This is a genomic window from Pseudomonas sp. zfem004 (assembly GCF_032621715.1).
GTDB classification, from domain to species: domain Bacteria; phylum Pseudomonadota; class Gammaproteobacteria; order Pseudomonadales; family Pseudomonadaceae; genus Aquipseudomonas; species Aquipseudomonas sichuanensis.
Genome location: NZ_JAVYJF010000006.1, coordinates 108,966 through 134,419, shown reverse-complemented (window position 1 = coordinate 134,419; position 25,454 = coordinate 108,966). Strand labels below are relative to the sequence as shown.

29 protein-coding genes and 1 tRNA gene are annotated in these 25,454 nt (G+C 60.3%); 9 read left to right on the top strand and 21 right to left on the bottom strand.

What is annotated here, in order from left to right; all coding sequences use genetic code 11:
• Positions 1 to 16: 16 nt before the first annotated feature.
• Positions 17 to 379, bottom strand: a complete 363-nt coding sequence (locus RTH46_RS08760) for a DUF3742 family protein (RefSeq protein WP_316905444.1) — start codon at positions 377 to 379, stop codon at positions 17 to 19.
• A 111-nt stretch (positions 380 to 490) separates the two neighbouring features.
• Here RTH46_RS08760 and RTH46_RS08755 point away from each other — a divergent pair, with 111 nt between their 5' ends.
• The 5 genes from RTH46_RS08755 (at position 491) to xerC (ending at position 5,104) form a co-directional block, all read left to right on the top strand.
• Complete coding sequence (locus tag RTH46_RS08755; protein WP_316905443.1) at positions 491 to 769, top strand: type II toxin-antitoxin system ParD family antitoxin; 279 nt, start codon at positions 491 to 493, stop codon at positions 767 to 769.
• The gene (locus RTH46_RS08750) at positions 766 to 1,131 is read left to right on the top strand and encodes a type II toxin-antitoxin system RelE/ParE family toxin (protein ID WP_316905442.1); all 366 of its coding nucleotides are present in this window, start codon (positions 766 to 768) and stop codon (positions 1,129 to 1,131) included. The genes RTH46_RS08755 and RTH46_RS08750 overlap by 4 nt, the downstream gene beginning before the upstream one ends.
• 118 nt (positions 1,132 to 1,249) lie before the next feature.
• Positions 1,250 to 1,867, top strand: a complete 618-nt coding sequence (locus RTH46_RS08745; RefSeq protein ID WP_316905441.1) for a hypothetical protein — start codon at positions 1,250 to 1,252, stop codon at positions 1,865 to 1,867.
• A 112-nt stretch (positions 1,868 to 1,979) separates the two neighbouring features.
• Positions 1,980 to 3,863, top strand: coding sequence for a MobH family relaxase (mobH, locus tag RTH46_RS08740; protein ID WP_316905440.1), 1,884 nt, complete (start codon positions 1,980 to 1,982; stop codon positions 3,861 to 3,863).
• Complete coding sequence (gene xerC / locus RTH46_RS08735; protein ID WP_316905439.1) at positions 3,860 to 5,104, top strand: site-specific integrase; 1,245 nt, start codon at positions 3,860 to 3,862, stop codon at positions 5,102 to 5,104. Before mobH ends, xerC begins: the two co-directional genes overlap by 4 nt.
• A gap of 342 nt (positions 5,105 to 5,446) precedes the next feature.
• Here xerC and RTH46_RS08730 read toward each other — a convergent pair.
• The 18 genes from RTH46_RS08730 to RTH46_RS08645 all read right to left on the bottom strand — a co-directional run bounded on the left by RTH46_RS08730 (position 5,447) and on the right by RTH46_RS08645 (position 19,010).
• A tRNA-Lys gene (locus tag RTH46_RS08730) sits at positions 5,447 to 5,522 on the bottom strand.
• Positions 5,523 to 5,582: 60 nt separating this feature from the next.
• Positions 5,583 to 6,257, bottom strand: a complete 675-nt coding sequence (gene queC / locus RTH46_RS08725; protein WP_153789078.1) for a 7-cyano-7-deazaguanine synthase QueC — start codon at positions 6,255 to 6,257, stop codon at positions 5,583 to 5,585.
• Between the two features lie 10 nt (positions 6,258 to 6,267).
• Positions 6,268 to 6,915 (bottom strand): 7-carboxy-7-deazaguanine synthase QueE, encoded by a 648-nt coding sequence (gene queE, locus RTH46_RS08720; RefSeq protein ID WP_316905438.1) that lies wholly within the window; start codon positions 6,913 to 6,915, stop codon positions 6,268 to 6,270.
• A gap of 160 nt (positions 6,916 to 7,075) precedes the next feature.
• Positions 7,076 to 7,885 (bottom strand): tol-pal system protein YbgF, encoded by an 810-nt coding sequence (gene ybgF, locus RTH46_RS08715; protein WP_153789076.1) that lies wholly within the window; start codon positions 7,883 to 7,885, stop codon positions 7,076 to 7,078.
• Positions 7,886 to 7,891: 6 nt separating this feature from the next.
• On the bottom strand, positions 7,892 to 8,389 hold the full coding sequence (pal, locus tag RTH46_RS08710; RefSeq protein WP_008090230.1) for a peptidoglycan-associated lipoprotein Pal: 498 nt from the start codon (positions 8,387 to 8,389) through the stop codon (positions 7,892 to 7,894).
• Between the two features lie 54 nt (positions 8,390 to 8,443).
• Positions 8,444 to 9,694 (bottom strand): Tol-Pal system beta propeller repeat protein TolB, encoded by a 1,251-nt coding sequence (gene tolB / locus RTH46_RS08705; protein WP_218575553.1) that lies wholly within the window; start codon positions 9,692 to 9,694, stop codon positions 8,444 to 8,446.
• 47 nt (positions 9,695 to 9,741) lie between these two features.
• Positions 9,742 to 10,818 (bottom strand): cell envelope integrity protein TolA, encoded by a 1,077-nt coding sequence (tolA, locus tag RTH46_RS08700; protein ID WP_125465141.1) that lies wholly within the window; start codon positions 10,816 to 10,818, stop codon positions 9,742 to 9,744.
• Complete coding sequence (gene tolR / locus RTH46_RS08695; RefSeq protein WP_110992339.1) at positions 10,818 to 11,270, bottom strand: protein TolR; 453 nt, start codon at positions 11,268 to 11,270, stop codon at positions 10,818 to 10,820. Before tolR ends, tolA begins: the two co-directional genes overlap by 1 nt.
• A 14-nt stretch (positions 11,271 to 11,284) precedes the next feature.
• Positions 11,285 to 11,980 (bottom strand): protein TolQ, encoded by a 696-nt coding sequence (gene tolQ, locus RTH46_RS08690; protein WP_110992340.1) that lies wholly within the window; start codon positions 11,978 to 11,980, stop codon positions 11,285 to 11,287.
• Positions 11,981 to 11,982: 2 nt separating this feature from the next.
• Positions 11,983 to 12,435: a tol-pal system-associated acyl-CoA thioesterase gene (gene ybgC / locus RTH46_RS08685; protein ID WP_110992341.1), complete on the bottom strand. Its 453-nt coding sequence runs from the start codon at positions 12,433 to 12,435 to the stop codon at positions 11,983 to 11,985.
• A gap of 125 nt (positions 12,436 to 12,560) precedes the next feature.
• Complete coding sequence (ruvB, locus tag RTH46_RS08680) at positions 12,561 to 13,607, bottom strand: Holliday junction branch migration DNA helicase RuvB (RefSeq protein WP_110992342.1); 1,047 nt, start codon at positions 13,605 to 13,607, stop codon at positions 12,561 to 12,563.
• Positions 13,604 to 14,221 carry a Holliday junction branch migration protein RuvA gene (gene ruvA, locus RTH46_RS08675; protein WP_316905437.1) on the bottom strand — a complete coding sequence of 206 codons (618 nt, stop codon included), beginning with the start codon at positions 14,219 to 14,221 and terminating at the stop codon, positions 13,604 to 13,606. Before ruvA ends, ruvB begins: the two co-directional genes overlap by 4 nt.
• 108 nt (positions 14,222 to 14,329) lie before the next feature.
• Positions 14,330 to 14,854: a crossover junction endodeoxyribonuclease RuvC gene (gene ruvC, locus RTH46_RS08670; protein ID WP_125465144.1), complete on the bottom strand. Its 525-nt coding sequence runs from the start codon at positions 14,852 to 14,854 to the stop codon at positions 14,330 to 14,332.
• A 126-nt stretch (positions 14,855 to 14,980) separates the two neighbouring features.
• Positions 14,981 to 15,733: a YebC/PmpR family DNA-binding transcriptional regulator gene (locus RTH46_RS08665; RefSeq protein WP_153789074.1), complete on the bottom strand. Its 753-nt coding sequence runs from the start codon at positions 15,731 to 15,733 to the stop codon at positions 14,981 to 14,983.
• Positions 15,734 to 15,832: 99 nt separating this feature from the next.
• Positions 15,833 to 17,608, bottom strand: coding sequence for an aspartate--tRNA ligase (gene aspS, locus RTH46_RS08660; protein ID WP_110992346.1), 1,776 nt, complete (start codon positions 17,606 to 17,608; stop codon positions 15,833 to 15,835).
• Between the two features lie 94 nt (positions 17,609 to 17,702).
• The gene (locus RTH46_RS08655; protein ID WP_003254776.1) at positions 17,703 to 17,924 is read right to left on the bottom strand and encodes an FmdB family zinc ribbon protein; all 222 of its coding nucleotides are present in this window, start codon (positions 17,922 to 17,924) and stop codon (positions 17,703 to 17,705) included.
• Between the two features lie 92 nt (positions 17,925 to 18,016).
• Positions 18,017 to 18,355, bottom strand: coding sequence for a ribbon-helix-helix domain-containing protein (locus RTH46_RS08650; protein WP_256671425.1), 339 nt, complete (start codon positions 18,353 to 18,355; stop codon positions 18,017 to 18,019).
• Between the two features lie 181 nt (positions 18,356 to 18,536).
• Entirely contained in the window at positions 18,537 to 19,010 is a 474-nt protein-coding gene (locus RTH46_RS08645; protein ID WP_016392255.1) for a Dps family protein, read from the bottom strand.
• Positions 19,011 to 19,312: 302 nt separating this feature from the next.
• On the opposite strand from RTH46_RS08645, the gene RTH46_RS08640 reads away from it, so the two are divergent.
• Positions 19,313 to 19,903: a cold-shock protein gene (locus RTH46_RS08640; protein WP_279845567.1), complete on the top strand. Its 591-nt coding sequence runs from the start codon at positions 19,313 to 19,315 to the stop codon at positions 19,901 to 19,903.
• A gap of 18 nt (positions 19,904 to 19,921) precedes the next feature.
• On the opposite strand, the gene RTH46_RS08635 is transcribed toward RTH46_RS08640, so the two are convergent.
• Together RTH46_RS08635 and RTH46_RS08630 are read right to left on the bottom strand one after the other, a co-directional pair.
• A complete protein-coding gene (locus tag RTH46_RS08635; RefSeq protein ID WP_258642829.1) occupies positions 19,922 to 20,128 on the bottom strand; it encodes a SlyX family protein in 207 nt (68 codons plus the stop codon).
• 3 nt (positions 20,129 to 20,131) lie between these two features.
• Positions 20,132 to 20,551 carry an HIT family protein gene (locus RTH46_RS08630; protein WP_153789071.1) on the bottom strand — a complete coding sequence of 140 codons (420 nt, stop codon included), beginning with the start codon at positions 20,549 to 20,551 and terminating at the stop codon, positions 20,132 to 20,134.
• 749 nt (positions 20,552 to 21,300) lie between these two features.
• Between RTH46_RS08630 and RTH46_RS08625 the strand changes: the two genes are divergently transcribed.
• From RTH46_RS08625 to RTH46_RS08615, 3 genes are all read left to right on the top strand, one after another.
• Positions 21,301 to 22,581 carry an OprD family porin gene (locus RTH46_RS08625; RefSeq protein ID WP_153789070.1) on the top strand — a complete coding sequence of 427 codons (1,281 nt, stop codon included), beginning with the start codon at positions 21,301 to 21,303 and terminating at the stop codon, positions 22,579 to 22,581.
• A gap of 157 nt (positions 22,582 to 22,738) precedes the next feature.
• On the top strand, positions 22,739 to 24,454 hold the full coding sequence (locus RTH46_RS08620) for a proline--tRNA ligase (protein ID WP_153789069.1): 1,716 nt from the start codon (positions 22,739 to 22,741) through the stop codon (positions 24,452 to 24,454).
• A gap of 21 nt (positions 24,455 to 24,475) precedes the next feature.
• Positions 24,476 to 25,429: a hypothetical protein gene (locus RTH46_RS08615; RefSeq protein WP_110992352.1), complete on the top strand. Its 954-nt coding sequence runs from the start codon at positions 24,476 to 24,478 to the stop codon at positions 25,427 to 25,429.
• The last annotated feature ends 25 nt before the right edge of the window (positions 25,430 to 25,454 follow it).

The following is a 25,454-nucleotide window of genomic DNA, read 5'->3' as shown; positions in this document are numbered from 1 at the left end:
CCACCCCAGCGAAAAATCACTCGTCATCATCAGGGTCTGAGAGCCCCTTGAAATTTCCATACATATCGTAGAAACCATAACCGCACGGCCCGTTTCGAGGAACACCTGGGCTGTGCAACCAACTTTTCGAGGATGAGTGTGTTTGGCTGATGTCAACTTTCGAAAGCACAACCAAACCCAGCAGTAGGCAGACCAAGGTCAAAATAGTGCTAAGTATCCAACTGAAGGAATTCACGAGGATAAGCAGCGCCACAGTAAAAGCAACGCCACGCTTAATCCATCGCACATGATTGTTGCGATCTTGGAGACAAAACCGCGCCATGCTCCCAAGTGCCCGACCCAGGCGGAAGGCAATCGAGTGTTTGGCGGCTGCAGTCATGATTCATCTCCTTGCTCTGTGAGAGCATCTTGCCATCAGATATACGACACCTTTGGCTTTTTCGCAAGAGGCATGGCATAAAACGCCATAACCATTCATCAGGATCCCTCTATGGCCACCCACAACGTCGTCGTCCCAAAGCCGATGGAGCAGTCGATTGATGATCTCGTCAGCACTGGGCGCTACCAAAATTTCAGCGAGGTCGTGCGGGCCGGCATCCGAATGCTGCTTGAGTATGAAGCAGCTGAGTCAGCCAGGCTCGAGGCTCTACGGAACGCCACATCAGTGGGCATCATGCAGGTCGAAGCAGGCCAGTACGACGAAGTCGATCCGGCCAATCTCAAAGCTTATCTCGAAAATCTGGGACGACTCGCGAGCGATAAAGCATGAATAGGCTCGTAGTGCGCATATCTCCCCAGGCATACACTGACATCGCCGACACACTTCGCTTCACGGAAGTCAGGCTGGGTGAGGCCCTCAGGAGCCAGTATCAAGACCTGCTTCAGGCAACCTTTCACTCGCTTGCAGAAGAGCCGGTACATATCAACAGCAGATTGCGAGATGAGCTTTCACCAGGCCTTCGCAGCCTGCATCTGTCATTCAACGTGCTGCAGATGACTGACGGCCGCGTGGTGAGTCCACGCCATATCGTGTTCTACCGCACTGGAACAGACCAGGTCGTTGAGATCCTACGGGTTCTCCACGACGCCATGGAGATCGCTCGGCATTTGAACTACCCGCATCAGCAGTAAAAGGTAAATGGCTCAGAAGCAAATGGGCTTGAATGGATAATGGAATGGACCACAAGGGTAAAAGCCTTATCCGAAAGGGCGGACATAGTCCGATAAAAGGAAAAGTTAGGAGCTTCAGATGCAAGCAACTTGGTGGGAAAAGACTGTTGAGTACGACTTCGTTATCAGACTTGCCAACTATGGCCAGCTAGACTTCGCAGCACCGGTCGCAGGCCGACATGAGCGATCATCAGCCGATGGAATTTTCGGCAAAGACAGCAAACTAGTACTTGTCGAATTTAAAAAAGATTACTCCGAAATAGAATCAGAAAAAACCATATTCAATGACTATGAAGCAGCCGCTGCGGCACTGAATCGTTACGGCCACCACTGGATAGTTTACGGTGCGCTTACAGAAGATGACGAACTGTTTCTTGCGAATCAAAAATACTTCGAACCAGGCGAATGCTGCCTGGAAGTAACTGATATTTTGAACACCGGGGTAACCCATTCCACCTTCATGGACTACCTGGAGAAGTTGCAAAGCTTCAGAATACCCGATGCACGTGGTAGCGGCGGACGTGGCCTCGCAACCCATGTTTCGAACGAAAGCATGCTGACAGTTATGGGGGTTTCAAAAACTGGCAAGCTCATCGGAAGCATGAGCCTGGAGCAGTATCGCCAAGAGCTGAAGCCCGCGCCTCCAGCACCGCGCATCAATCATACGCCTAGTTCATCGCCCAGCGGTCCTGGCTGATGATGATGGCTATTTGCCAGGAAATCCGTAGAAGCAGACATTCGCTTTAACGTTGATGCCATCTTGGCATTAAGAGAAAAGCCCGCTCCATGCACACCCCATGGAGCACTATATGCACCTCCTCTCCTGGTTGAGCCGCAAAGCGGCTCAATCAACGCCAGAAGCCTCACCGCAAGGCTTCCACCTGCCGGCGAAAGCTACGGCGCTCTTGCAGAGCCCACTCCGCCAGCAGCTCCTGGAGAACATCTGGCGCCGGGCATCGCTCTCACGAGCTCAGTTCAACACCCTCTACCTGAAGCCGCTTGAGCGCTACGCCGAACTGGTGCAGCTGCTCCCTGCCTCTGAGAATCATCACCATGCCCACCTTGGCGGCCTTCTGGACCACGGCCTGGAGATCATGGCCTACGCCCTTAAGATCCGTCAGACCCATCTTCTGCCGATCGGGGCCCCACCTGAGTCGCAGTCTGCTCAGGCCGAAGCCTGGACTGCGGCAGCTGCCTACGGCGCGTTGCTGCACGACTTGGGAAAGATCGCTGTTGATGTCCGTGTGGAGCTCGAGGGTGGCCAGCTGTGGCATCCATGGCATGGACCGATCCCCCGCCCCTACCGGTTCAAGTACGTGAAAGGTAGGGAGTACCAACTGCATGGTGCTGCGTCAGCCCTTGTGTACACGCAGGTCCTGGACAACGGGATTCTCGACTGGCTCAGTGGCTTCCCTGAACTTTGGAGGCAGCTGATCTACCTCCTGGCTGGTCAACACGAGCACGCCGGCATTCTGGCCGAAATAGTGGTCCAGGCCGACAAGGCATCCGTCGCCCAGCAATTGGGCGGGAATCCAGAGCGAGCACTCGCCGCCCCCAAACAATCGCTCCAGCGTCAACTGGTTGATGGACTGCGGTTCTTGGTGCGCGACAAGTTCAAGCTCAACCACCCCGATGGGCCAGCAGATGGCTGGCTGGCTGAGGACGCCCTGTGGTTGGTAAGCAAGCCTGCTGCAGACCAACTCCGAGCGTACATGCTGACCCAGGGCATTGAGGGGGTGCCAACTTCCAACGCCCCGTTTTTCAACATGCTGCAAGACCAGGCGATCATCCAGACCAATGCACAGGATAAAGCGATCTGGAAAGCCACTATCGATAACGGCCGCGGTTGGAAGAACAACTTCACCTTCTTGAAGATATCGCCGGCGCTCGTGTGGCCCAACCCTGACGACCGCCCCCCAATCTATGGCGGGACGCTCACGGTGGAGCAGGAACAAGAGCCAGCCGTGGCCACAGGCGCTGGGGTAGAAACGGTTTGCCCGGTACCAGATGATCCGCTGATGCCCGATGCCGAAGCCCCTCCTGCAGCATCTCGACCACGTGCGTTGGTCCAACCCGGGCCGACGGAAGGGATCCAATCGTCTGAACGCGAGGAGCTGCTAGCACTGTATAGTGATATCACTGCGCCACCAGAAGAGCTATACGCTAGCCAAGGCTCAGAAGTCGTCTCGCCTCCTCCTCAAGGAATAGGGGAGGCAGAGCCGGCCGAAGACTCTTTAGCAGCCCCAGCAAGGATTGCTGCACAGAAAGACATTACCAAAATGCCCATTAGTAGTTCGCTGGGAGGGGCTTTCATTGCCTGGGTAAAAGCAGGCGTCGCCTCCCACAAATTGATCATCAATGATGTCAAGGCGCTGATCCACACCGTCGACGACACGGCAATGCTCGTAACTCCCGGAATCTTCAAGCGGTATGTGCTTGAGCATCCGGATCTAGAGAAAAGTGTCGGTAAACCGGGGACAGCGGCCTGGCAGCAAGTACAACGTGCATTTGAAAAAGAGAAGGCCCACCAGAAGACCAACAAGCAACTGAACATCTGGACCTACGACGTCATAGGCCCAAGGAAGACGACCCAACTGCGGGGTTACCTCCTACTTGACTCGAAACTGCTTTTCACTGAGCAGCCCATGAACAACCCAAGCTTGCGCAGGGTGATGGAAGGGGCGGCAGAATGACGCCTCACGAACTGCTGCAGGAGTACCTGGTCGACCATGACCTTCGGCCTGCGAGCGCGAAAATCTACAGTGCCGCCATGAAGTCGCTTGAAAAGCACTTCGGCAAGTCTGTCGACGTGGAGGCGGTTGATCGACGGGGTATTCTCGCCTGGCGTAACAAGGTCATAGACGAAGGCCTGTCTAAGCGCAGCTGGAACACTTACTCAAACCATCTCAGGACGATCTGGGGCTATGGCATCGAGTACGGGATCCTGCTCAACACAGGGATGAATCCCTTCAAAAAGACCACCGTCATCGCCCCGAAACGCCCGAGTAAAATCATCGCCGGCGAGGCCATACATCGCGCTCGGCGCTGGCTCCAAAGCCTGGTCGACCAAGAAAAATCAACCGGCGAGCGAGCCAGAATCACCCCTGCATGGTTTTGGCTCGCGACATTCGAAATCTTCTATTACACGGGCATCCGGCTGAACGCCCTGCTGTGTATTCGATTACAGGATGTCGACTGGGATCGACAACTCATCCTGGTCAGGGGTGAAACCGAAAAGACCCATCGCGAATTCCGCATCCCCATCCCCGACGGGCTAGTGCCTCACCTTAATCGACTCTTGGAAGAAGCTGCCCGAGCTGGCTTCGCCGCCGAAGACCAACTTTTCAACGTCAACCGTTTCTCCCGTCACTACAAACGGCGCGAGATGAACTCCGACCAGGTCGAAGCGATGTACAAGAAGCTGATCGACAAGCTTGGGGTTCGCATGACGCCGCACCGCTTCAGGCACACGCTGGCGACCGACCTGATGAAGCAGCCGGAGAGGAACATCCACCTCACAAAGAACCTGCTGAACCACTCGAATATCGCGACGACGATGAGCTACATCGAGGCTGACTACGATCACATGAGAGATGTGCTGCACGAGCGCAGCATGCAGCAGGGAGCGCTGCACCTGGTGCGTCGGGTCGATGAAAGCGGTGCCCCGGGATCGAGGGTCGGCCAGGCTCAAGCCCGGATCGAGTCAGGTGAACGACGAACGATTGAACAGAATCATCACGGTGGCGGCGGACCTGCACCAGGTCTTCAACAGAACATCGAGCATATCTGTGTCAGTCCTATGCTTCCCCCCGAGGAGCTTTACCCCCCCAGCCTACTCTTCAGCCTGATGACATCGGCCATCGGCAACACGCCGTTTGTGCGCTCTTCATCTACTGAAGCAGTCACGATGTACAGCACGCGGGCATCTCCATAGGCAAGAGCCGACGAGTGGCATTCAGCCACCACAGAGTTAGCTGAAGCAGGTTCGAGGATCAACTCTGAGCCAGCTCATGGTGCTAGGAATCTGGCGCCATGCCTTTGGCTGCGCGGGTTTTGGGATCCATTTGACGCATCTTATGAATGAGCTGTGACAGCTCGAAAATGCGCTAAGTCTTTGACTTTTTTGACCCAGAAACGGAAAAACCCGCCATGAGAGGCGGGCTATTCCATATTGACATCACATCGAAGCGAGCCTAAGGTTCGCTCCAGACGGCTGCAAGACTAGCAAAGGCTGTGGCAAGCCCCCCTCTCTAGTACTCACGAACCGCTGTGAATATGGTGGGTCGTGTAGGATTCGAACCTACGACCAATTGGTTAAAAGCCAACTGCTCTACCAACTGAGCTAACGACCCGTTGGATGGCGCGTATATTACTGATTTCTCAGGAGAAATCAACACCCCATTCGCATTTTTTTAAAAATAGCGGGTTGGGTCCGCTACACCGGCCGCACTGAAGCCATCGGCCCGCAGGCGGCAGCTGTCGCACTTGCCACAGGCGCGCCCTTCGTCATCGGCCTGATAGCAGGACACGGTCAGGCTGTAGTCCACACCGCGAGCGATACCGGCCTGGACAATCTGCGCCTTGCTCAGGTTCTGCAGCGGCGCCTGGATGCGGAAGCCCTGCCCTTCGACCCCGGCCTTGGTGGCCAGGTTGGCCATGCGCTCGAAGGCCTCGACGAACTCGGGGCGGCAGTCCGGGTAACCGGAATAGTCCACCGCATTGACACCGATGAAGATATCGCGAGCCTCAAGCACTTCGGCCCAGCCGAGTGCCAGCGAGAGGAACACGGTATTGCGCGCCGGCACGTAGGTCACCGGGATGCCTTCGCTTGGCGCTTCCGGCACGTCGATACTGCTGTCGGTCAGGGCCGAGCCGCCGATGCCGTTCAGGTTCAGGCCAATCACCTTGTGCTCGACCACGCCCAGGTCACGGGCGACCCGCGCCGCGGCCTCGAGCTCGGCACGATGGCGCTGGCCATAGTCAAAGCTCATGGTGTAGCAGGCGTAGCCTTCAGCCTTGGCCATGGCTACCACGGTGGCCGAATCGAGGCCACCAGAGAGCAGGATTACCGCGCGTTTTTCAGTCATGTCTTTTCTCTCAGCGTCCAGGTTCGTCGTTCCACAGCAGCTTGTGCAACTGCAGCTGGAAACGCACGGGCAGGTTGTCGGCGACGATCCAGTCCGCCAGGTCGGAGGCGCTCACCTGATGGTGGCTGGGCGAGAACAGCACCTCGCCGGCACGCTCGGCCAGGTTGTACTGGATCAGTTTGGAGACCGCCCAGTCGTAGTCTTCGCGCGAGCAGATAACGAACTTGACCTGATCGTTGCGGGTCAGCAGCTCGATGTTCTCGTAGCGGTTACGGTGCGACTCTTCGGAGCCTGGCGTCTTCAGGTCGACCACGCGGCTGACCCGGGTATCGACCCCGCTGATATCGAGCGCGCCGCTGGTTTCCAGCGATACCTCGTAACCGGCATCGCACAGGCTGCGCAGCAGCGGCAGTGCGTTGGGCTGAGCCAGCGGCTCGCCGCCGGTGACGCAGACATAGCGCGGCTTGAAGCCGGCCACCTGCTCGAGAATCGAATCGAGCGTACGGATGCTGCCGCCGGTAAAGGCATAGGCGCTGTCGCAGTACTGGCAGCGCAGGGGGCAACCGGTCAGGCGCACGAATACCGTGGGCAGCCCAGCCGTTCGCGTTTCACCCTGCAACGAGTAAAAGACTTCGGTGATGCGTAATGTGTCTTGCATGATCGCCACGGGCGTGACAGCTGAACAGGCTGTCCGCCTCCGTCAGGCACTGTCGCGGACTCGACATGGCGTTATCCGCAGCAGCGTGTTTACGAAAAAAGGGCAGTGATTCTAACGAAAAAACCCGCGACAGGCGCGGGTTTCTTCATGAAGCATTGACTCAGAGCTTTTGCAGGTCACGCTCGGCCAGTTTGGCGGCGGTGGTTTTAGGGTAGTCGGTGACCACCTTCTGCAAAATGCCCTTGACCTTGTCGGTGTGGCCCAGGCGGCGCTCGACGTCGGCCAGCTTGTAGAGCGAATCCGGCACCTTGCTGTGTTCCGGATACAGCTGGCTGACCTTGGCAAAGGCCTGGCTGGCGCCCTGCAGGTCGCCTTTGGCGAGGTTCACTTCGCCCAGCCAGTATTGCGCGTTACCGGCGTACTGGCTGTTGGGGTACTTGCGCAGGAAGGCGTTGAAGGCCTGGCTGGCCTTGTCGAAGTCCTTCTGCTTGATCAGGTCGAAAGCGGCGTCGTAATAGAGCTTTTCTTTCGCCGGATCACCCGGCTCGCTGCTGGCGGCCGGTTGCTGCGCGGCGCTGGCGCCGGCGGCGGCACCCGTGGCTGCGTTGTTCGCACCACCGGTGGAGGAATTATCGGGAGTCGCGGCAGGTGCCGTTCCGCTGCCAATGCGGCGGTCCAGTTCCTGATAGCGCTCGAGGTTTTCCTGCTTCATGCGCGACACATCGTTCTGCAGCTCTTCGATGATGCCTTGCTGGCGGGAAAGCTGGTCCTGCATCTGCTGCAGCTGCATGAACAGTTGGCCGTTTGCAGAAGCAGGGGCCGAAGCCCCTGCTCCGGCATAGGCGCCGCTCGTGCCATAACCCGCAGGTGGCAAACCACCCGCGTTGTCATCTACTACGGGAACCGCAGCCCACGCCGAAAGGGGCAGGCTGAGTGCGAGGACGGTTACTACACGGCGGCACATACGCATAGGAACTTACTTACGCAGTTCTACGCGACGGTTCTGAGCCCAGGACTGCTCGTCGTTGCCGGTGGCAACTGGACGCTCTTCGCCGTAGGAAACCAGTTCCAGCTGAGCAGGGGAAACGCCCTGCAGAACCAGGTAGCGCTGAACGGCTTTCGCACGACGCTCACCCAGAGCCATGTTGTACTCGCGGGTGCCGCGCTCGTCGGTGTTGCCTTCCAGAACAACGCGGTTGCCGTTGGACTTCAGGTCCTTGGCGTGAACGTCCAGAGCGCGCATGGCTTCTGGCTTCAGGTCCGAGCTGTCGTATTCGAAGTAGAAGGTGGTGATTGCGCGCAGGGCGGCTTCTTCGCTCAGGGAGCCGTCAACAGCGCCAGTGTTGGCACCGTAACCAGCGTTCGGATCAACAGCGCCTTCACCAGCGTTGTCGCCGCCTTTCGAGGAGCAACCTACAGCTACGGCCATGGCCAGAGCCAGCGCAGCGAATTTACCAAACTTCAGCATTTCCATCTTGAAACTCCTAATGAAACCCCAATGTGTTAAGCAAAACGTGTTACGCCGCAATCAGTTCAGGTAAGGGGACCAGGACGGTTCTCTGACTTCGCCTTGAGCGGTAGGAAGTGGGAGCCTCACGCGGCCGTTAAGCGACACGAGCATCAAGACTCCCCGGCCCTGCTGGCGGGTGGCGTAGATTAGCATGGTGCCGTTTGGCGCAACAGTGGGAGACTCATCAAGACTGGTCTCGGTGAGAATCTTTACACTTCCGCGTTGCAGGTCCTGGGCAGCCACTTTGAAGTTGGTGAAACCCTGTTGGCGATGGATCATGACCAGGGTCTTTTCATCCGCCGACAGTTTCGGGTTGGCGTTGTAGTTGCCAACGAAAGTTACCCGCTCGGCACCACCGCCACTCACCGACTGCTTGTAGATCTGCGGCTTGCCGCCACGGTCGGAAGTGAAGTAGAGGGTGTTGCCATCCTTGCCCCAGAACGGCTCGGTATTGATACCGGGGCCGGCGGTGACACGGCTGATCTGGCGCGAGGCGACGTTCATCACATAGATGTCCGGGTTACCGTCCTTCGACAACACGAACGCCAGGCGAGTACCGTCGGGCGACCAGGCAGGCGCGCCGTTCAGGCCTTCGAAGTTGGTGACCTGCTCGCGGCGGCCGGTATCGATGTGCTGGACGAAGATGCGCGGACGCTTCTGCTCGAACGACACGTAGGCGATGCGTTTGCCATCCGGTGCGAAGCGCGGCGACAGGATCGGCTCGCGCGACTGCAGCAGGGTGACCGCGCGGGCGCCGTCGTAGTCCGAACGCTGCAGGGTGTAACGGGTGTTGTTGGTCGAGAAACGCTCGGCAGTCACGTACAGCATGCGGGTGGAGAACGCACCCTTGATGCCGGTGAGCTTCTCGAACGACTGGTCGGCGATGTAGTGGGACATGTCACGCAGCTGATCGACACCACCCGCGACGCTGCCGGTCAGCACTTGCTGCTCGGTGGCGACGTTGAACAGCGCATAGCTGACCTGCAGGCGGCCACCGGCAGGCACGATGCTGCCGACCATGACGTACTGCGCGCCCAGTGCTTTCCAATCGCGGAAGATGACTTCGCTGGCCTGGGTGGGCTGGCTGATCATGTTCTGCTTCGGAATCGGCGAGTAGTAGCCGGAGTTGCGCAGGTCATTGCCAATGATATCGGCCATGTCCTCGGGCAGCACGCTGCCGCCCTGCACGCCGAAGGGCACTACCGCGATTGGGGTTGCCCGGTCGCTGCCGCTGGTGACCAGGATGTTCTTTTCCTCCGCCATGGCCATGCCTGCCACGCAGCAGAGCAAGACCAGGAGTCCTCTCAGACGTTTAATCACAACGCTAGATCCTCAGGTGTAAATGTCATCTTGAATGAACGATACGGATTGAATTCGTTCGGCTTCAAGCCCTGCATCTCGGTCAACCGACCAATGTTCTTCACCGCGGCCACGGCCGAGCTGTCGAACGGACCATCGCCGCTGGATTTGGCCACGCTCACGTTAGTGAGGGTACCGTCCGGCAACATGTTGATCTGCAGAACTACCGTCATGCCCTTGCGCGCAGAAGGAGGACGCGCCCAGCCTTCGGCTGCTCGCATACGGATCAGGTCGTCGAAATCGCCGGCCACCTGGTCGCCCTGCTCATCGGCCAGCGCCTGCTGGCGCTCGGTGGTGTCGGACAACAGCTCGGCAAGTGCCTGAGCCTTCTTGTCTTCCGCCGATTTGCGGGCCGCTTCCTGTGCTTTTTTCTTCTGGGCGTCTGCAGCGGCCTTTTTCTTGGCCTCTTCAGCTGCCTTCTTCTTCGCTTCCTCGGCCGCCGCTTTCTTCTTGGCGTCCTCGGCTGCTTTTTTCTTGGCGTCTTCGGCGGCTTTCTTCTTCGCCTCTTCCGCTGCCTGTTTCTTGGCCTCTTCTTCGGCCTGCTTTTTCGCTTCTTCTTCAGCCTTCTTCTTGGCGATGTCGGCCTGCTGCTTTTCAGCCGCCTTCTTCGCTTCTTCGGCCTTCTTGGCTTCTGCGGCTTTCTTCTGCTCGGTCGCCTTGGCGGCCTCTTCGGCTTTCTTGGCCTCGGCGGCTTCGCGGGCTTCTTCAGCTTTTTGAGCAGCGTCGGCTTTCTTTTGTTCCGCAGCCTTCACGGCTTCCTGCTCGACCTTCTTCTGCTCCAGCTGCTCGACCTCGGTCTGACGCGACGCGGTCTTCTTCGCTTCCCCGGCAATCTTCTGATTGGTCTGGGTAGTCGCCTGGCTCTTGGACTTGAGCTGGTAGAGCGTGGCCTGGACGATCGGCTTGGAGGGCGGCAGCTCAGGCGTCATGGCAAAACTGACGAACAGCATGCCGAACACCAGCACATGCAGGCCAATGGCCCAGACACTGGGCCAGAAGTAGCTTTCCGAGGCGGATGGCTCTCGCTGCTGCATCAGGGCGCCTCGGTAATCAGGCCAACGTTACCGACACCGGCCTTCTGCAACCCGCCCATGGCACCCATGACCGCGCCGTAGTCGACGGACTTGTCGCCACGAATGAAGACCTGGGTCTGCTTGCCCTGGTCGCGACCGGCGGCAATGATCTTGGTTACCGCGCTGGTCATTTCCGGCAAGGTCATGGCCTTGTCCATCTGCTTGTCGGTGTCGACTTCACTGCCGAGGTTCCAGAAGTAAGTCTTGTCGGCCTTGATCGAGATGGTCAGGATCTGCACGTTGTTGTCCTGCGGCAGGGCTTCGCTGGACACCTTGGGCAGGTCTACTTTCACGCCCTGGTTGAGCATGGGAGCGGTCACCATGAAGATGACCAGCAGCACCAGCATCACGTCGATGTAGGGCACCACGTTCATCTCGGCGACCGGCTTGCGTTTGTGGCGAACTCGGGCCATGGGTTTCTACCTGATCACTCTTCGCTGGTGTGTACTTTGCGGTGTAGGATCGCCTGGAACTCGTCGGCGAAGGTGTAGTAACGACCAATCAGTACTTCACTGCGTGCGGCAAAGCGGTTGTAGGCGATAACCGCCGGGATAGCGGCGAACAGGCCGATCGCGGTGGCAATCAGGGCCTCGGCGATACCGGGGGCCACGGTGGCGAGGGTCGCCTGCTGGGCGCTGGCCAGGCCGCGGAACGAGTTCATGATGCCCCAGACGGTACCGAACAGGCCGATGTACGGGCTGGTGGAGCCGACGGTGGCCAGGAACGGCAGGCTCTGCTCGAGCTTCTCTTCTTCGCGGGAGATGGCAACGCGCATCGCACGGCCAACACCTTCCATCACCGCGTCCGGGTCGACACCCGGCTGCTGGCGCAGGCGCGAGAATTCCTTGAAGCCGGCACGGAATACCTGCTCGACGCCCGAATCCGGGTCGGGGTTGCTACCGGCCTGGCGGTACAGCTTGGACAGGTCGATACCCGACCAGAAGCGCTCCTCGAAGGCATCCAGGGCACGACGACCGGCACGCAGCATGGTGCTGCGCTGGAAGATCATGATCCAGGACATGACCGAAGCGGCCACCAGGGTGAGCATTACCAGCTGAACCACGACGCTGGCATTGGCGACCAGGCTCCACATGGAGGTATGGTCGACGACGTTTGCTTCCACGCTTATTCTCCTGCGTTGGATTGAGTACCCGTACCATCCGCCAGGAACGCATCGCGCAGTTCTGGGGGAATGGCCCGGGGCTTGAAAGTGTCGGCACGCACGGCGGCCACAAGGAACTGCCCTTCACAGAGCAGCACTTCATCCTTTATTCGCCATACCTGCTGCACGAAGCGCAGGCTGGCGCGATTCAATTCAAGCACTTGCGCGGTTACCCGCAATTCGTCGTCCAGCCGCGCCGGCGCGTGGTAGCGCGCTTCGCTGGAGTGCACGACGAACAAAAGATTGTCACCCGCCAGTTGCGCCTGGGAAAAACCCAGGTGACGCAGGCGCTCGGTGCGCGCTCGCTCCATGAACTTGAGGTAGTTGACGTAGTACACCACCCCACCCGCGTCGGTATCCTCGTAATAGACGCGACAGCGGTGTGCGAACGGTTCCAGCCCATTTTGCGCGCGCATACTCTAGTGCTTACTCCTGAACTTGCCAATCCGCCCAGGCAACTGTTTTTGCCGGGTTAATGTCGTATTGCCAGCGTTTGGTGGGCATGCCTGCGGTAGGACCACGAAATCGCCGGTTCGATCTGTCATTCGTCGTCCTGCGCGGAATATTCCCCGCCTTCACAGAAGCGCCCGGGAATGTTCAGGCCGAAATGCAGGTAGGCATGGCGAGTGACCACGCGGCCTCGCGGGGTGCGCATGATATAGCCTTGCTGGATGAGGTACGGTTCCAGCACGTCTTCGATGGTATGGCGCTCTTCGCTGATAGCTGCGGCGAGGTTGTCCACGCCCACCGGGCCACCGTCGAACTTCTCGATCATGGTCAGCAGCAGGCGCCGGTCGGAATGGTCGAAACCGCGCTCGTCGACGTCCAGCAGGTTGAGCGCCATGTCCGCAACGGCCTTGGTGATCTCGCCCTTGCCGCGCACCTCGGCGTAGTCACGCACACGGCGCAACAGGCGGTTGGCAATGCGCGGGGTACCGCGCGCACGGCGGGCGATCTCGAAGGCACCGGTGTCCTCGATCGACAACCCGAGAATGCCGGCCGAACGGCTGACGATGGTCGCCAGGTCCCGATCGCTGTAGAACTCCAGGCGCTGAACGATACCGAAACGATCACGCAGGGGGTTGGTCAACATGCCTGCGCGGGTGGTGGCACCGACCAGGGTGAACGGTGGCAGATCGAGCTTGATCGAGCGCGCAGCCGGCCCTTCGCCGATCATGATGTCCAGCTGGAAGTCTTCCATGGCCGGATACAGCACTTCCTCGACCACCGGCGACAAGCGGTGAATTTCGTCGATGAACAGCACATCGTGCGGTTCCAGGTTGGTCAGCATCGCCGCCAGGTCGCCCGGGCGCTCGAGGATCGGCCCTGAGGTGCTCTTGACCGACACACCCATTTCGTGGGCGATGATATTGGCCAGCGTGGTTTTGCCAAGGCCCGGCGGGCCGAAGATCAGGGTATGGTCGAGGGACTCGTTGCGACCGCGCGCAGCCTGAATGAACAGCGCCATCTGCTCGCGAACCACTGGCTGGCCGATGTATTCCTCCAGGCGCAGCGGACGGATTGCGCGGTCCTGGACCTCTTCGCGGTCGCGTCCGGAGGCGGCAATCAGGCGGTCGGTCTCGATCACTTGGTAATCATCCCTTTGAGGCTGCGGCGGATCAGCTCTTCACTGCTGAGGTTGGCCTTGCCTTCGATGGCGGAAATGGCCTTGCTGGCCTCCTGCGGCTTGTAGCCCAGCGATACCAGCGCACTCACCGCGTCGGCCTCGGCCGTGTTGACGCTGGCCACCGGCAGCGGGCCGTCGGACACCAGGGCGAACATCGCCGGCGAGGCTTCCCAGGCCTTGAAGCGGTCCTTGAGCTCGACCAGCAAGCGCTCGGCGGTCTTCTTGCCAACGCCCGGCACGCGCACCAGCACGGCGGCGTCCTGCGCCTGTACACAGCGCACCAGGTCGTCGACTTCAAGCCCGGACATCAACGCCAGCGCCAGCTTCGGGCCAACGCCATTGAGCCGGATCAGCTCACGGAACAGTTCACGCTCACGTTTTTCAGCGAAGCCATAAAGCAGGTGGGCATCTTCACGCACCACCTGGTGGGTATGCAGGGTCACGACCTCCCCCACCTTGGGCAGGCGATAGAGGGTGGTCATCGGCACTTCGAGCTCGTAGCCCAGGCCATTGACGTCGACAATCAGGTGCGGCGGCTGTTTTTCCGCCAAGGTGCCGCGCAAACGTCCAATCACGTTCCGATCCTTTCTCTGGGGCGCCGGTCAGAAACCGCACAACCCTATCAGCAAATGCTTCGGGTGAACGGGCCACCCGGACAAAATGTGTATCAGCGCATGAAGCGGTTACAGACGCAAGCGCCCGCCGCGCCGCCGCGCCGTGGTCAAGCCATGGGGAATAAGGCTGGAGCGGGTATGGGCATGGCACAGGGCGATGGCCAGGGCATCGGAGGCGTCGACTTGCGGCTTCTGGGTGAGCTTGAGCAGGTGCATGACCATCAACATCACCTGGTCCTTGTTGGCCCCACCGGTGCCCGCCACCGCCTGCTTGACCTGGCTGGCGGTATATTCGGCGATCTCCAGGCCCGCCTCTGCGGCGGCCACGATTGCGGCACCGCGCGCCTGCCCCAGCTTGAGCGCCGAATCGGCATTGCGCGCCATGAACACCCGCTCGATACCCATGGTCACCGGCCCGTGCTGACGAATGATCTCGCTGACACCGCGAAAGACCACGAGCAGCCGATCGTGCAGCTCGCCATCACCGGTGCGAATACAGCCCGAGGTGACGTACTCGCAGCCGCGCGCAGTCTGCCGGACCACACCGAAGCCGGTGATGCGCGAACCGGGGTCGATACCAAGAATCAGAGTCATAACGCCTACAGGTATTTACGAATTTGCCGGCCCTATCGCGGGACAAGCCCGCTCCCACCCAGACCTCGTGGGAGCGGCGGTGCGCCGTTGCGACTTGCCCCGCGATAGCGCCTGTCGCCGAAACTGTCAGCCCAGCGCTTCCATGATCTCGTCGGAGATCTGTGCATTGGAGTAGACGTTCTGCACGTCGTCCAGATCCTCGAGCATGTCGATCAGCTTGAGCACCTTCTCGGCGCCTTCCTGATCCAGCTCGGCACTGGTGGTCGGCTGCATCACGATCTCGGCATCCGAAGCCTTGAAGCCGGCTTCTTCCAGTGCATTACGCACCGCGTAGAAGCTGTTGAATGAGGTGAACACATCGAAGGAGCCGTCGTCGTTGGCCACCACGTCGTCGGCATCGGCCTCCATCGCGGCTTCCATCAGCGCATCTTCGTCGACGGCCAGCTCTGCGGCGAAGCTGATCTGCCCCTTGCGCTCGAACAGGTAGGCCACCGAACCGTCAGTGCCCAGGTTGCCACCGCACTTGGTGAAGGCATGGCGCACGGCCGCGGCGGTACGGTTGCGGTTGTCGGTCATGGCTTCGACCATGATCGCCACGCCACCCGGGCCGTAACCCTCATAGCTGAGCTCTTCGACGTTGTCGCTTTCGTTGGTGCCGGCCCCTCGGGCCACGGCGCGGTCGATGATGTCGCGGCTCATGTTGGCACCCAGGGCCTTGTCCAGCGCCAGGCGCAGACGCGGGTTGGAAGCCGGGTCACCACCGCCTTGCTTGGCGGCGACGGTCAGCTCGCGGATCCACTTGGTGAAGATCTTGCCTCTCTTGGCATCCTGGCGCTCTTTGCGGTGCTTGATGTTCGCCCACTTGGAATGACCAGCCATAACGACTCCAAATCCTTGAAACAGAAACAGGTTCCGCCCCGAAGGGCGGAACGCATGAAATACATGGGCGCAGCGCTATCGATGCGCCCGAGGCCGTGATTACTCGACCTTGGTCTGCTCGCGCAGACGGATGTGCAGCTCGCGCAGGGCCTTGGCGTCGACCAGGCCAGGGGCCTGGGTCATCACGCACGCGGCGCTCTGGGTTTTCGGGAAGGCGATCACTTCACGGATCGACTGGGCGCCTGTCATCAGCATGACCAGACGGTCCAGACCGAAGGCCAGGCCACCGTGGGGCGGCGCACCGAATTTCAGGGCGTCGAGCAGGAAGCCGAACTTCTCTTCCTGTTCCGCCGCCTCGATACCCAGCAGACGGAAGACCGCCTGTTGCATTTCCTTGCGGTGGATACGGATCGAACCGCCACCCAGTTCAGTGCCATTGAGCACCATGTCGTAGGCGCGGGACAGCGCGGTGGCCGGGTTGGCCTCCAGCTCTTCCGGGGTGCACTTCGGCGCGGTGAACGGGTGGTGCAGTGCGGTGAAGCTGCCGTCTTCGTTCTCTTCGAACATCGGGAAGTCGACGACCCACATTGGGGCCCACTCGCAGGTCAGCAGTTCGAAATCGTGGCCCAGGCGGATACGCAGTGCGCCCAGGGCTTCGCTGACGACTTTGAACTTGTCGGCGCCGAAGAACACGATGTCGCCGTCGACCGCACCCACGCGGTCGAGGATGTTGTTGAGGTTGGCCTCAGGGATGTTCTTGACGATCGGCGACTGCAGGCCTTCGACACCCTTGGCGCGCTCGTTGACCTTGATGTACGCCAGGCCCTTGGCACCGTAGATGCCGACGAACTTGGTGTACTCGTCGATCTTGCTGCGCGGCATGCTCGCGCCGCCTGGCAGACGCAGGGCGGTGACGCGGCATTTCGGATCGTTGGCGGGGCCGGCGAAGACCTTGAAGTCCACGTCCTTCAGCTGGTCGGCAACGTCAACCAGTTCCAGCGGGTTGCGCAGGTCAGGCTTGTCGGAACCGTAGCGACGCATGGCCTCTTCGAAGGTCATGTGCGGGAATTCACCGAATTCCAGGTCCAGCACTTCCTTGAACAGCTTGCGGATCATGCTCTCGGTGAGGCCCATGATCTCGGACTCGTCGAGGAAGCTGGTCTCGATGTCGATCTGGGTGAATTCCGGCTGACGGTCAGCACGCAGGTCTTCGTCACGGAAGCACTTGGCGATCTGGTAGTAGCGGTCGAAGCCGGCGACCATCAGCAACTGCTTGAACAGTTGCGGCGACTGCGGCAGAGCGAAGAAGCTGCCGGCGTGGGTGCGGCTCGGCACCAGGTAGTCGCGGGCGCCTTCCGGAGTGGCGCGGGTCAGGATCGGCGTCTCGACGTCGAGGAAGCCATTTTCGTCGAGGAAGCGGCGGATGCTGGTGGTAATGCGCGAACGCAGGCGCAGCTTCTCGGCCATCTCCGGGCGACGCAGGTCGATGAAGCGGTAACGCAGGCGGGTTTCCTCGCCAACGTCGGAGTATTCGTTCAGCGGGAACGGCGGCGTTTCGGCTTCGTTGAGCACGGTCAGCTGGTAGCCGAGGATTTCGATGGCGCCGGAGGCCATGTTGGCGTTCACCGCGCCTTCCGGACGCTTGCGCACCTTGCCGGTGATCTGCACCACGTATTCGCTGCGCACGCGGTCGGCGGCGGCGAAGGTTTCGGCGCGATCCGGGTCGAATACGACCTGGGCCATGCCTTCGCGGTCACGGATATCGAGGAAGATCACCCCGCCGTGGTCGCGACGACGATGGACCCAGCCGCAAAGGGTGACTTCCTGGCCGTCCAGGCTCTCGTTCAGTTGGCCGCAATAATGGCTGCGCATCATGGTCGTGGTTTCGCTTCTCGTGATTCGTGTATTCGGTGGAGGTCTTCGCCGCCCAAGGGGCTAATACTGCAAGACCCGGTCGGTGCAATTCAACTCAGTCGGCCTTGTCGCCGCCTGCCAGATTCTTTTTTGCCCCGGTCTTGAAGTCGGTCTCGTACCAGCCGTTGCCACTCAGGCGAAAGCCGGGGACCGACAGCAGCTTTTTCAATGCCGGGGCCTGACACGCCGGGCAATCGGTCAGCGGCGCGGCACTGATCTTCTGCAACACCTCCATGCGGTGTTCGCAGGATGCACATTGATAGTCGTAAAGGGGCATGGTGTCTCTCGTCAACCACATTGCAGGCTGCCCACGGCAGCAAAGAGCGGGATTATATATGGTTAACCGGAGCAGTGCAGCCCGCCCGGCGATCAGTGTGAATCCGGCGCATCCTGCAACCATGCCACGCAGATCACCCGGATCAGGCCACTGAAGTTCCTCACCCCGCCATGGCGCAGGTGCACCTCACGATCAACATAGGACAGCACGGCGCTCACCGAACACCGATTGGCCTCGGCAATCCGCTCAAGGATCCGCCAGTAGACAGCCTCCAGGCGCAGGCAGGTTGCAAAACCATTGAGCCGCACGGAACGCGACACCGGCCCGGCCTGCTGCATGTCGAAATCCATCTTGAACGGATCAATACGCGGCCGACCACTTCCCAGCCCCTGCCTGCTCCCAGCATTCACACCTTGCGTAATACCGTACATCGCTTCGCTCCATCGACACGAACCATCCCCGTCCGTCGCTCCGGACGAGACCTAGACGTCAATGAAGCGCCGCCACGCATGTCGGTAGCAGCAGCAAAGCCTTCCCCTTAAACGAACAGGGCACGGCACCCACTGTGGCGCCGCCCCTGCCTTCAATGCTTGCGCAAGGGTCAAGCAGCAATTACTTCCCGTCGAGCAAAACCCGCAGCATCCACGCGGTTTTCTCATGCACCTGCATGCGTTGGGTGAGCAAGTCGGCGGTTGGCTCGTCGCTGACCTTGTCCACCACCGGGAAGATGCTGCGCGCGGTACGCACCACCGCCTCCTGGCCCTGCACCAGCTGCCGGATCATTTCATCGGCGACGGGTACCCCCTCTTCCTCCTTGATCGACGAATGGCGCGCATAAAAGGCATAGGAACCCGGCGCGGGGAAACCCAGCGCACGGATGCGTTCGGCAATGGAGTCCACCGCCAGCGCCAGCTCGTTGTACTGCTCCTCGAACATCAGGTGCAGCGTGCGAAACGACGGCCCGGTGACATTCCAATGGAAATTGTGGGTTTTCAGGTACAGCACATAGGTATCCGACAGCAGCCGGGACAACCCTTCGACAATGGACTTGCGATCTTCTTCACTGATACCGATATCGATTGCCATGACGTTCCCCTCTCCTTGTAGGCCTGGTTGATCAAGCGGGCGCCAGTCACTGCGAAACGAGCCTGCGCGACAACCCTACAAACCCTAGCAAGAGATTCCCCGCCACGCAGGCCGCGACGGCCAGCCGGCGCACGCGGTTTGAGATGCCTGCGCCTTTGCTGTTAAATAGGCAGCGTGCCACCCGTGCGGACTGTTATTGCCGGGTGCATAGGCTGGGATGTCACGTTTTTGCGCTTACACCTCACGCGCACCGTGCAGCCAGCTCATCCTGTGATCGGCCTTATCAATGCGAGCCAAATCAAATGTTCAAGATCGTCCATCTGGTGACGGGCGTGGCTGCCTTGCTGCTATCGCTCATACCCAGCCTCAGAACCGACGCAACACCCCTGCTGCAACAACCCGAGGCCGTATACCTGGCCTTGCTCGGGCTGCTCAACCTGATCCTGGCCCCGGCCCTGCCGCTGTATTACAACGGCATGCGCCAGCAATTGCAGCGCGCGACCAGCATCCTGCTGGTACTGGCCGTCGCCCTGCAGACACTCACCCTGCTGGCGCGTCCGGAACTGGGCAGCCTGCCTGCACTGGCCTGCGCCATCCTCGCCTGCGCCCTGCACCTGGCGGCGGGTTTTGCCCGCACGCCACGCAAGGCCCGCAGCCAGGGCGTAGCGCAAGACGCAGGCCTGCGCGATACCGGTACGGTGAAGTGGTTCAATACCTCGAAGGGCTTCGGCTTCATCTCTCGCGACACCGGTGACGATATCTTCGTGCACTTTCGCGCCATCCGTGGCGAAGGCCACCGCGTCCTGGTCGAAGGCCAGCGCGTGGAATTCTCTGTGATGCACCGTGACAAAGGCCTGCAGGCCGAAGACGTGGTCGCGGTCTCGCGCCGCTGACCACAGTCTCCGCCGCCTTCAATAATGAGGCGGCGGAGCCTCTTCTCCCTCGCTGCCGTACTGGCCAACCATCTCTTCGTAACGCTTGATCAACTCGGCCACCTGCAATTGCAGGCGCTCGATCACCCGCCCCTGTTCGACCACCACGTCATTCAGCGCCTGGATGGTGTCATCCTGGAACGCCTGCCGGGTTTGGAGCTCGACGATCTGCATTTCCAGCGACATGCCTCAGGCCTCCTTGAAGCTTTCACCGAGCAACGCACGCATACGCTGGCGAATGCCTTCCACCTGTTCCGGCGCATAGTCGATGGCCGGCACCTTGCCCCATACCGGCGCAGGCCAAGCAGCATCGCCGTGGCGACGGACGATGACATGCATGTGCAACTGACTGACAACGTTACCGAGCGTGGCAACGTTCATCTTGTCGGCAGCAAAGGCATCCTTCAACGCTTCGGCCAAGGCATTGGTTTCCTGCCAGAGCTGCTGCTGATCAGCCTCTTCGAGGTCGAAAAGCTCGCTGATGTCGGCGCGACGCGGAACCAGGATGAACCAGGGGTAGTTGGCATCCTTGCTCAACAGCAAGCGGCATAGCGGCAGGTCGCCCAGCACCAGGGAATCCTGCTGCAGGCGCGAATCGAGAGTGAACACGGCGTACCTCCTGAAAAACAATGACGCCCCACAGGGCGAAAACAGGGGCGAAGGATACCCTGCTTCCTCTTGTGCCACATCAGCGAGAACAGGCACCCAACAGCTACGCGCACCCGTTTGAGCCGGCGACGGTAACACCACGCTACTTTTCGCACCAAAATGATGCCAATCGTCACCGCATCACCACACTTTCTTCACACAAAACACGCAGGATCAACAGTCACGGGTAACACCTTGACTTTGAAGGCAACTGTTGGCGACAAGCAGGACATTGATCCTTGGCACACCATAAGACAGGCGCCGCCCCGTGTTTACGGTGATTTCCACCCTGGCGCTTCGGCAATTGTGAAAATTTCATCAAGCGTTCGTGATTTTGAGCACGCTTGTTGCATTCGTTTGACGCCAAGTCGGCACGACACCTGCATCGTCGGGTGGACGCGACAAATAACAACAGCGGCATCGGATCCACCAGGGAGTTTTCAAGCCACAACTTTGTGATTACGCACTCTTGATGGCTTGACAACAGCGCTGGCGTTGTACGCCCAACTAAACAGGGCGTGATTTGCGACATGGAAATAACTGTACGCGACACGGCCATAAAGTTATCGAAAGGTTGTTTTTGCCCGTATCGCCAAGAATAGTCTGCGTGATATACATTTTCGCCGACATAACAAGAAAGAGCTGCCCCCTATAACTAAAACACCAGGGCGCAGCGGTACTCTTCCTAAAAACCAAAGGAGCAAATCACGATGCGCGTGATGAAGTGGAGCATGATCGCCCTGGCAGTAGCAGCAGGGACCTCGCAGTTTGCTGTCGCCTCTTCGCAGGATGAGTCCAAGGGCTTCCTCGAAGACAGCAAGCTCAACGTCAAGACCCGGATGCTGTATTTCAGCCGTGACTTCCGCAACAACGATCGTGACAAAGACGGCAACCGTCAGAGCCGCGTGGAAGAAACCGGCCTGGGCTTCCTGGGCACCTACGAATCCGGCTTCACCCAAGGCACCGTCGGTGTCGGCGTCGACGCCATCGGCATGCTGGGCCTGAAACTGGACAGCGGCAAAGGCCGCGCCGGCACCGGCCTGTTCCCGACCGGCTCCGACGGCCGCTCGCAGGACGACTACTCTAAAGCCGGCGGCGCGGTCAAATTCCGCGTATCCGACACCGTGCTGAAGGTTGGCGACCAGTTCACCGCTCTGCCGGTCTTCGCCACCGACGACAGCCGCTTGCTGCCAGAGATCGCCCAGGGCGGCCTGATCACCAGCAACGAAATCAAGGGCCTGACCCTGCACGCCGGTCGTTTCACCAGCCTGACCGCGCAAGCCGAGACCAACCGCGACAGCCTGCACCTCAAGGAAGCTGACGTAATCGGCGGCACCTACGCCTTTACCGATACCCTGAGCACCAGCCTGTACTACTCCAACGTTGAAGACTACTGGCGCAAATACTACGCCAACATCAACTGGGCGCTGCCGATCTCCGACAAGCAAGGCCTGGTGTTCGACTTCAACATCTATGACACCAAGAGCGACGGCGCAGCCCTGGTCAAGGCCTACGACGGCGACAAACTGGACAACCGTGCATTCAGCCTGTCCGGCGCCTATAACATCGGCGCACACACCTTCACCCTGGCCTACCAGAAGGTCACCGGTGACGGCGACTACGCCTACGGCGTGGACGGCGGCGGCACCATCTTCCTGGCCAACTCCATTGCCCGCTCCGACTTCAACGCCGAAGACGAGAAGTCCTGGCAGGCTCGCTACGACCTGAACTTCGCCGAGTACGGCATTCCAGGCCTGTCGTTCATGACCCGTTACGTGCGTGGTACCGGCGCCAACGTTACTGGCACCGACAACGGCAAGGAATGGGAACGCGACGTAGACATCAAGTACGTGCTGCAGGAAGGCCCGGCGAAAGACCTGAGCTTCCGCGTCCGTCAAGCCACCTACCGCTCCGCCGACGGCGTGTACTACGGTTCGAGCTCGATCGACGAACTGCGCCTGATCGTCGAGTACCCGCTGAGCATCCTGTAAGCCTGTGCTTGCAACGCTTCGCGAATGAAGAAGCCCGGCCTAGGCCGGGCTTTTTCATGGCTGACACAAGCGCACGACTGCTGCATTCTGTACGCTTTCGTCTCGCCCCCGTACAATGCGGGGTCATTTCACATTCAGGCAATCGACACGGCTCACCATGCGCACCAGTCAATATTTGCTCGCCACCCAAAAAGAAACCCCGGCAGATGCCGTGGTCATCAGCCACCAGCTCATGCTGCGTGCCGGCATGATCCGCAAACTGGCCTCCGGCCTCTACACCTGGCTGCCGATGGGCCTGCGGGTGATGCGCAAGGTCGAGGCCGTGGTCCGCGAGGAAATGAACGCCGCCGGTGCCCTTGAAGTGCTGATGCCAAGCATCCAGCCCGCTGAGCTGTGGCAGGAATCCGGCCGCTGGGAACAGTACGGCCCGGAGCTGCTGCGCCTGAAGGACCGCCACAACCGCGACTTCTGCGTCGGCCCGACCCACGAGGAGGTCATCACCGACCTCGCGCGCAACGAGCTGTCGAGCTACAAGCAGCTGCCGCTGAACATGTACCAGATCCAGACCAAGTTCCGTGACGAGATCCGTCCGCGCTTCGGCCTGATGCGCGGCCGCGAGTTCATCATGAAGGACGCCTACTCCTTCCATGCCGACCAGGCTTCCCTGCAGGAAACCTACGACCGCATGCACCTGGCCTACAGCAACATCTTTACCCGCCTGGGCCTGGACTTCCGCCCAGTACAGGCCGACACCGGCTCCATCGGTGGCAGCTACTCCCACGAATTCCACGTGCTCGCCTCTTCCGGTGAGGACGACGTGATCTTCAGCGACAGCTCCGATTACGCCGCCAACATCGAGAAGGCCGAGGCCATCCCGCGCGAAACCGTGCGCCCGGCCCCGACCGAAGAACTGCGCCTGGTCGACACCCCAGACGCCAAGACCATTGCGCAGCTGGTGGAAAACTTCGGCCTGGCGATCGAGAAGACCGTCAAGACCCTGATTGTGCATGGTGCCGAAGAGGGCAAGCTGATCGCCCTGATCGTCCGTGGCGACCACGAGCTCAACGAAATCAAGGCCACCAAGCTGGAACAGGTTGCCGAGCCGCTGGTCATGGCCAGCGAAGCCGAACTGCGCGCCGCCATCGGTGCCGGCGCTGGCTCCCTCGGCCCGCTGAACCTGCCGCTGGAATGCATCATCGACCGCTCGGTCGCCCTGATGAGCGACTTCGGCATCGGTGCCAACATCGACGACAAGCACTACTTCGGCGTGAACTGGGAGCGTGACCTGCCGGTTCCACAAGTCGCCGACCTGCGCAACGTCGTCGAAGGCGACCCGAGCCCGGACGGCCAAGGCACCCTGGTCATCAAGCGCGGCATCGAAGTCGGCCACATCTTCCAGCTCGGCACCAAGTACAGCGAGGCACTCAAGTGCCAGGTACTGGGTGAAAACGGCAAGCCGGTGGTGCTGTCGATGGGTTGCTACGGCATCGGCGTATCCCGCGTGGTCGCCGCCGCCATCGAGCAGAGCTACGACGACAAGGGCATCATCTGGAACGACGCCCTGGCGCCTTTCCAGATCGCCCTGGTACCGCTGCGCTACGAAACCGACGTGGTACGCGAAGCCACCGACAAGCTGTACGCCGAACTGACCGCTGCCGGTTTCGACGTGCTGCTGGACGACCGCGACAAGAAGACCAGCCCCGGCATCAAGTTCGCCGACATGGAGCTGATCGGCATCCCGCACCGCATCGTCGTCAGCGATCGCGGCCTGGCTGAAGGCAACCTGGAATACAAGCACCGCACCGAGCAAGACGCCCAGGCGTTGCCGCTCAACGAAGTGCTGAGCTTCCTGCAGGCCCGTATCCGCCGCTGATAAACCGTTGCGCGAGTGATCATGTCCAAGCGAAGTACCTACACCCTGGGGGGCGCCGCACTGTGCGGCGCCCTGCTCCTCAGCGGTTGCGCCAACCAGATGCCCCAGCGCAGCGACCATGAAGAGCGCGTCGAGCGCAAGCTGCTCGAACACAGTCTGCAGATCGATGTCGGCGAGCCCAAGGTCATGGAGCTTCCGCAACGGCGCGTGCGCATTCACGAACAGCAGCGCTTCGAGGTCACCGAATTCGAGGTGACCCGTCGATACGACCGCTACACGCCCTACCAGCCTTGGCGGGAGATCTACGAGATCCCGCTGGGTGCGGTTGCAGTGGTCGCCGGTATCGGCGCCAACGTGGCCAACGTGTTCGCCCTCGGCAACCTGCCCGAGAGCATGACCCACGACTGGCTCAGCTATGGCGTGGCCGGGCTCAACCCTTTCATGAACACGCCGTCCAACGGCCGGGCGCAACAGAACCTGGCCGGCATCAGCGAAGTCGAGAAAGGCAAGCGCGAAGAGTTCACCAGCGTGCCCTGGAACGAGCGCCTGGTCGAGGTCAAGGCCGGCAAGATGACCCACGAGCTGACCACCGACAAGAACGGTGTTCTACGCCTGAACCTGCTCGACAGCCCGTTCTCCGAGCAGAACCTCAAGCACGTAGGCACCCTGCATTTGCAGGTGGTCGACGAGGACAACGGCGTGCGTGGCGATGCCAGCCTGCTGGTAAGCGGCAGCCTGCGCGGCAAGCTGCTGGAAGCGCACGAGCTGATCTTCGATGACCTCGAAGACGACGACGTTGGCCAGTGGGTACATCGGGTCAAGCGCCTCTCGGAGCTGGGCCTGGAAGAAGAAGCCAGCGAGCTGGAGCAGAGCCTGATCGAGCTGACTCGCAACGATCCGGAACTGCAGCAGGACTTCCTCAAGACGTTGACCAAGGAAACCGGCCGCCTGGTCGCCGACCCTGGCGCGCAATGAATGGCTTGACGCAATAACCGCAAGG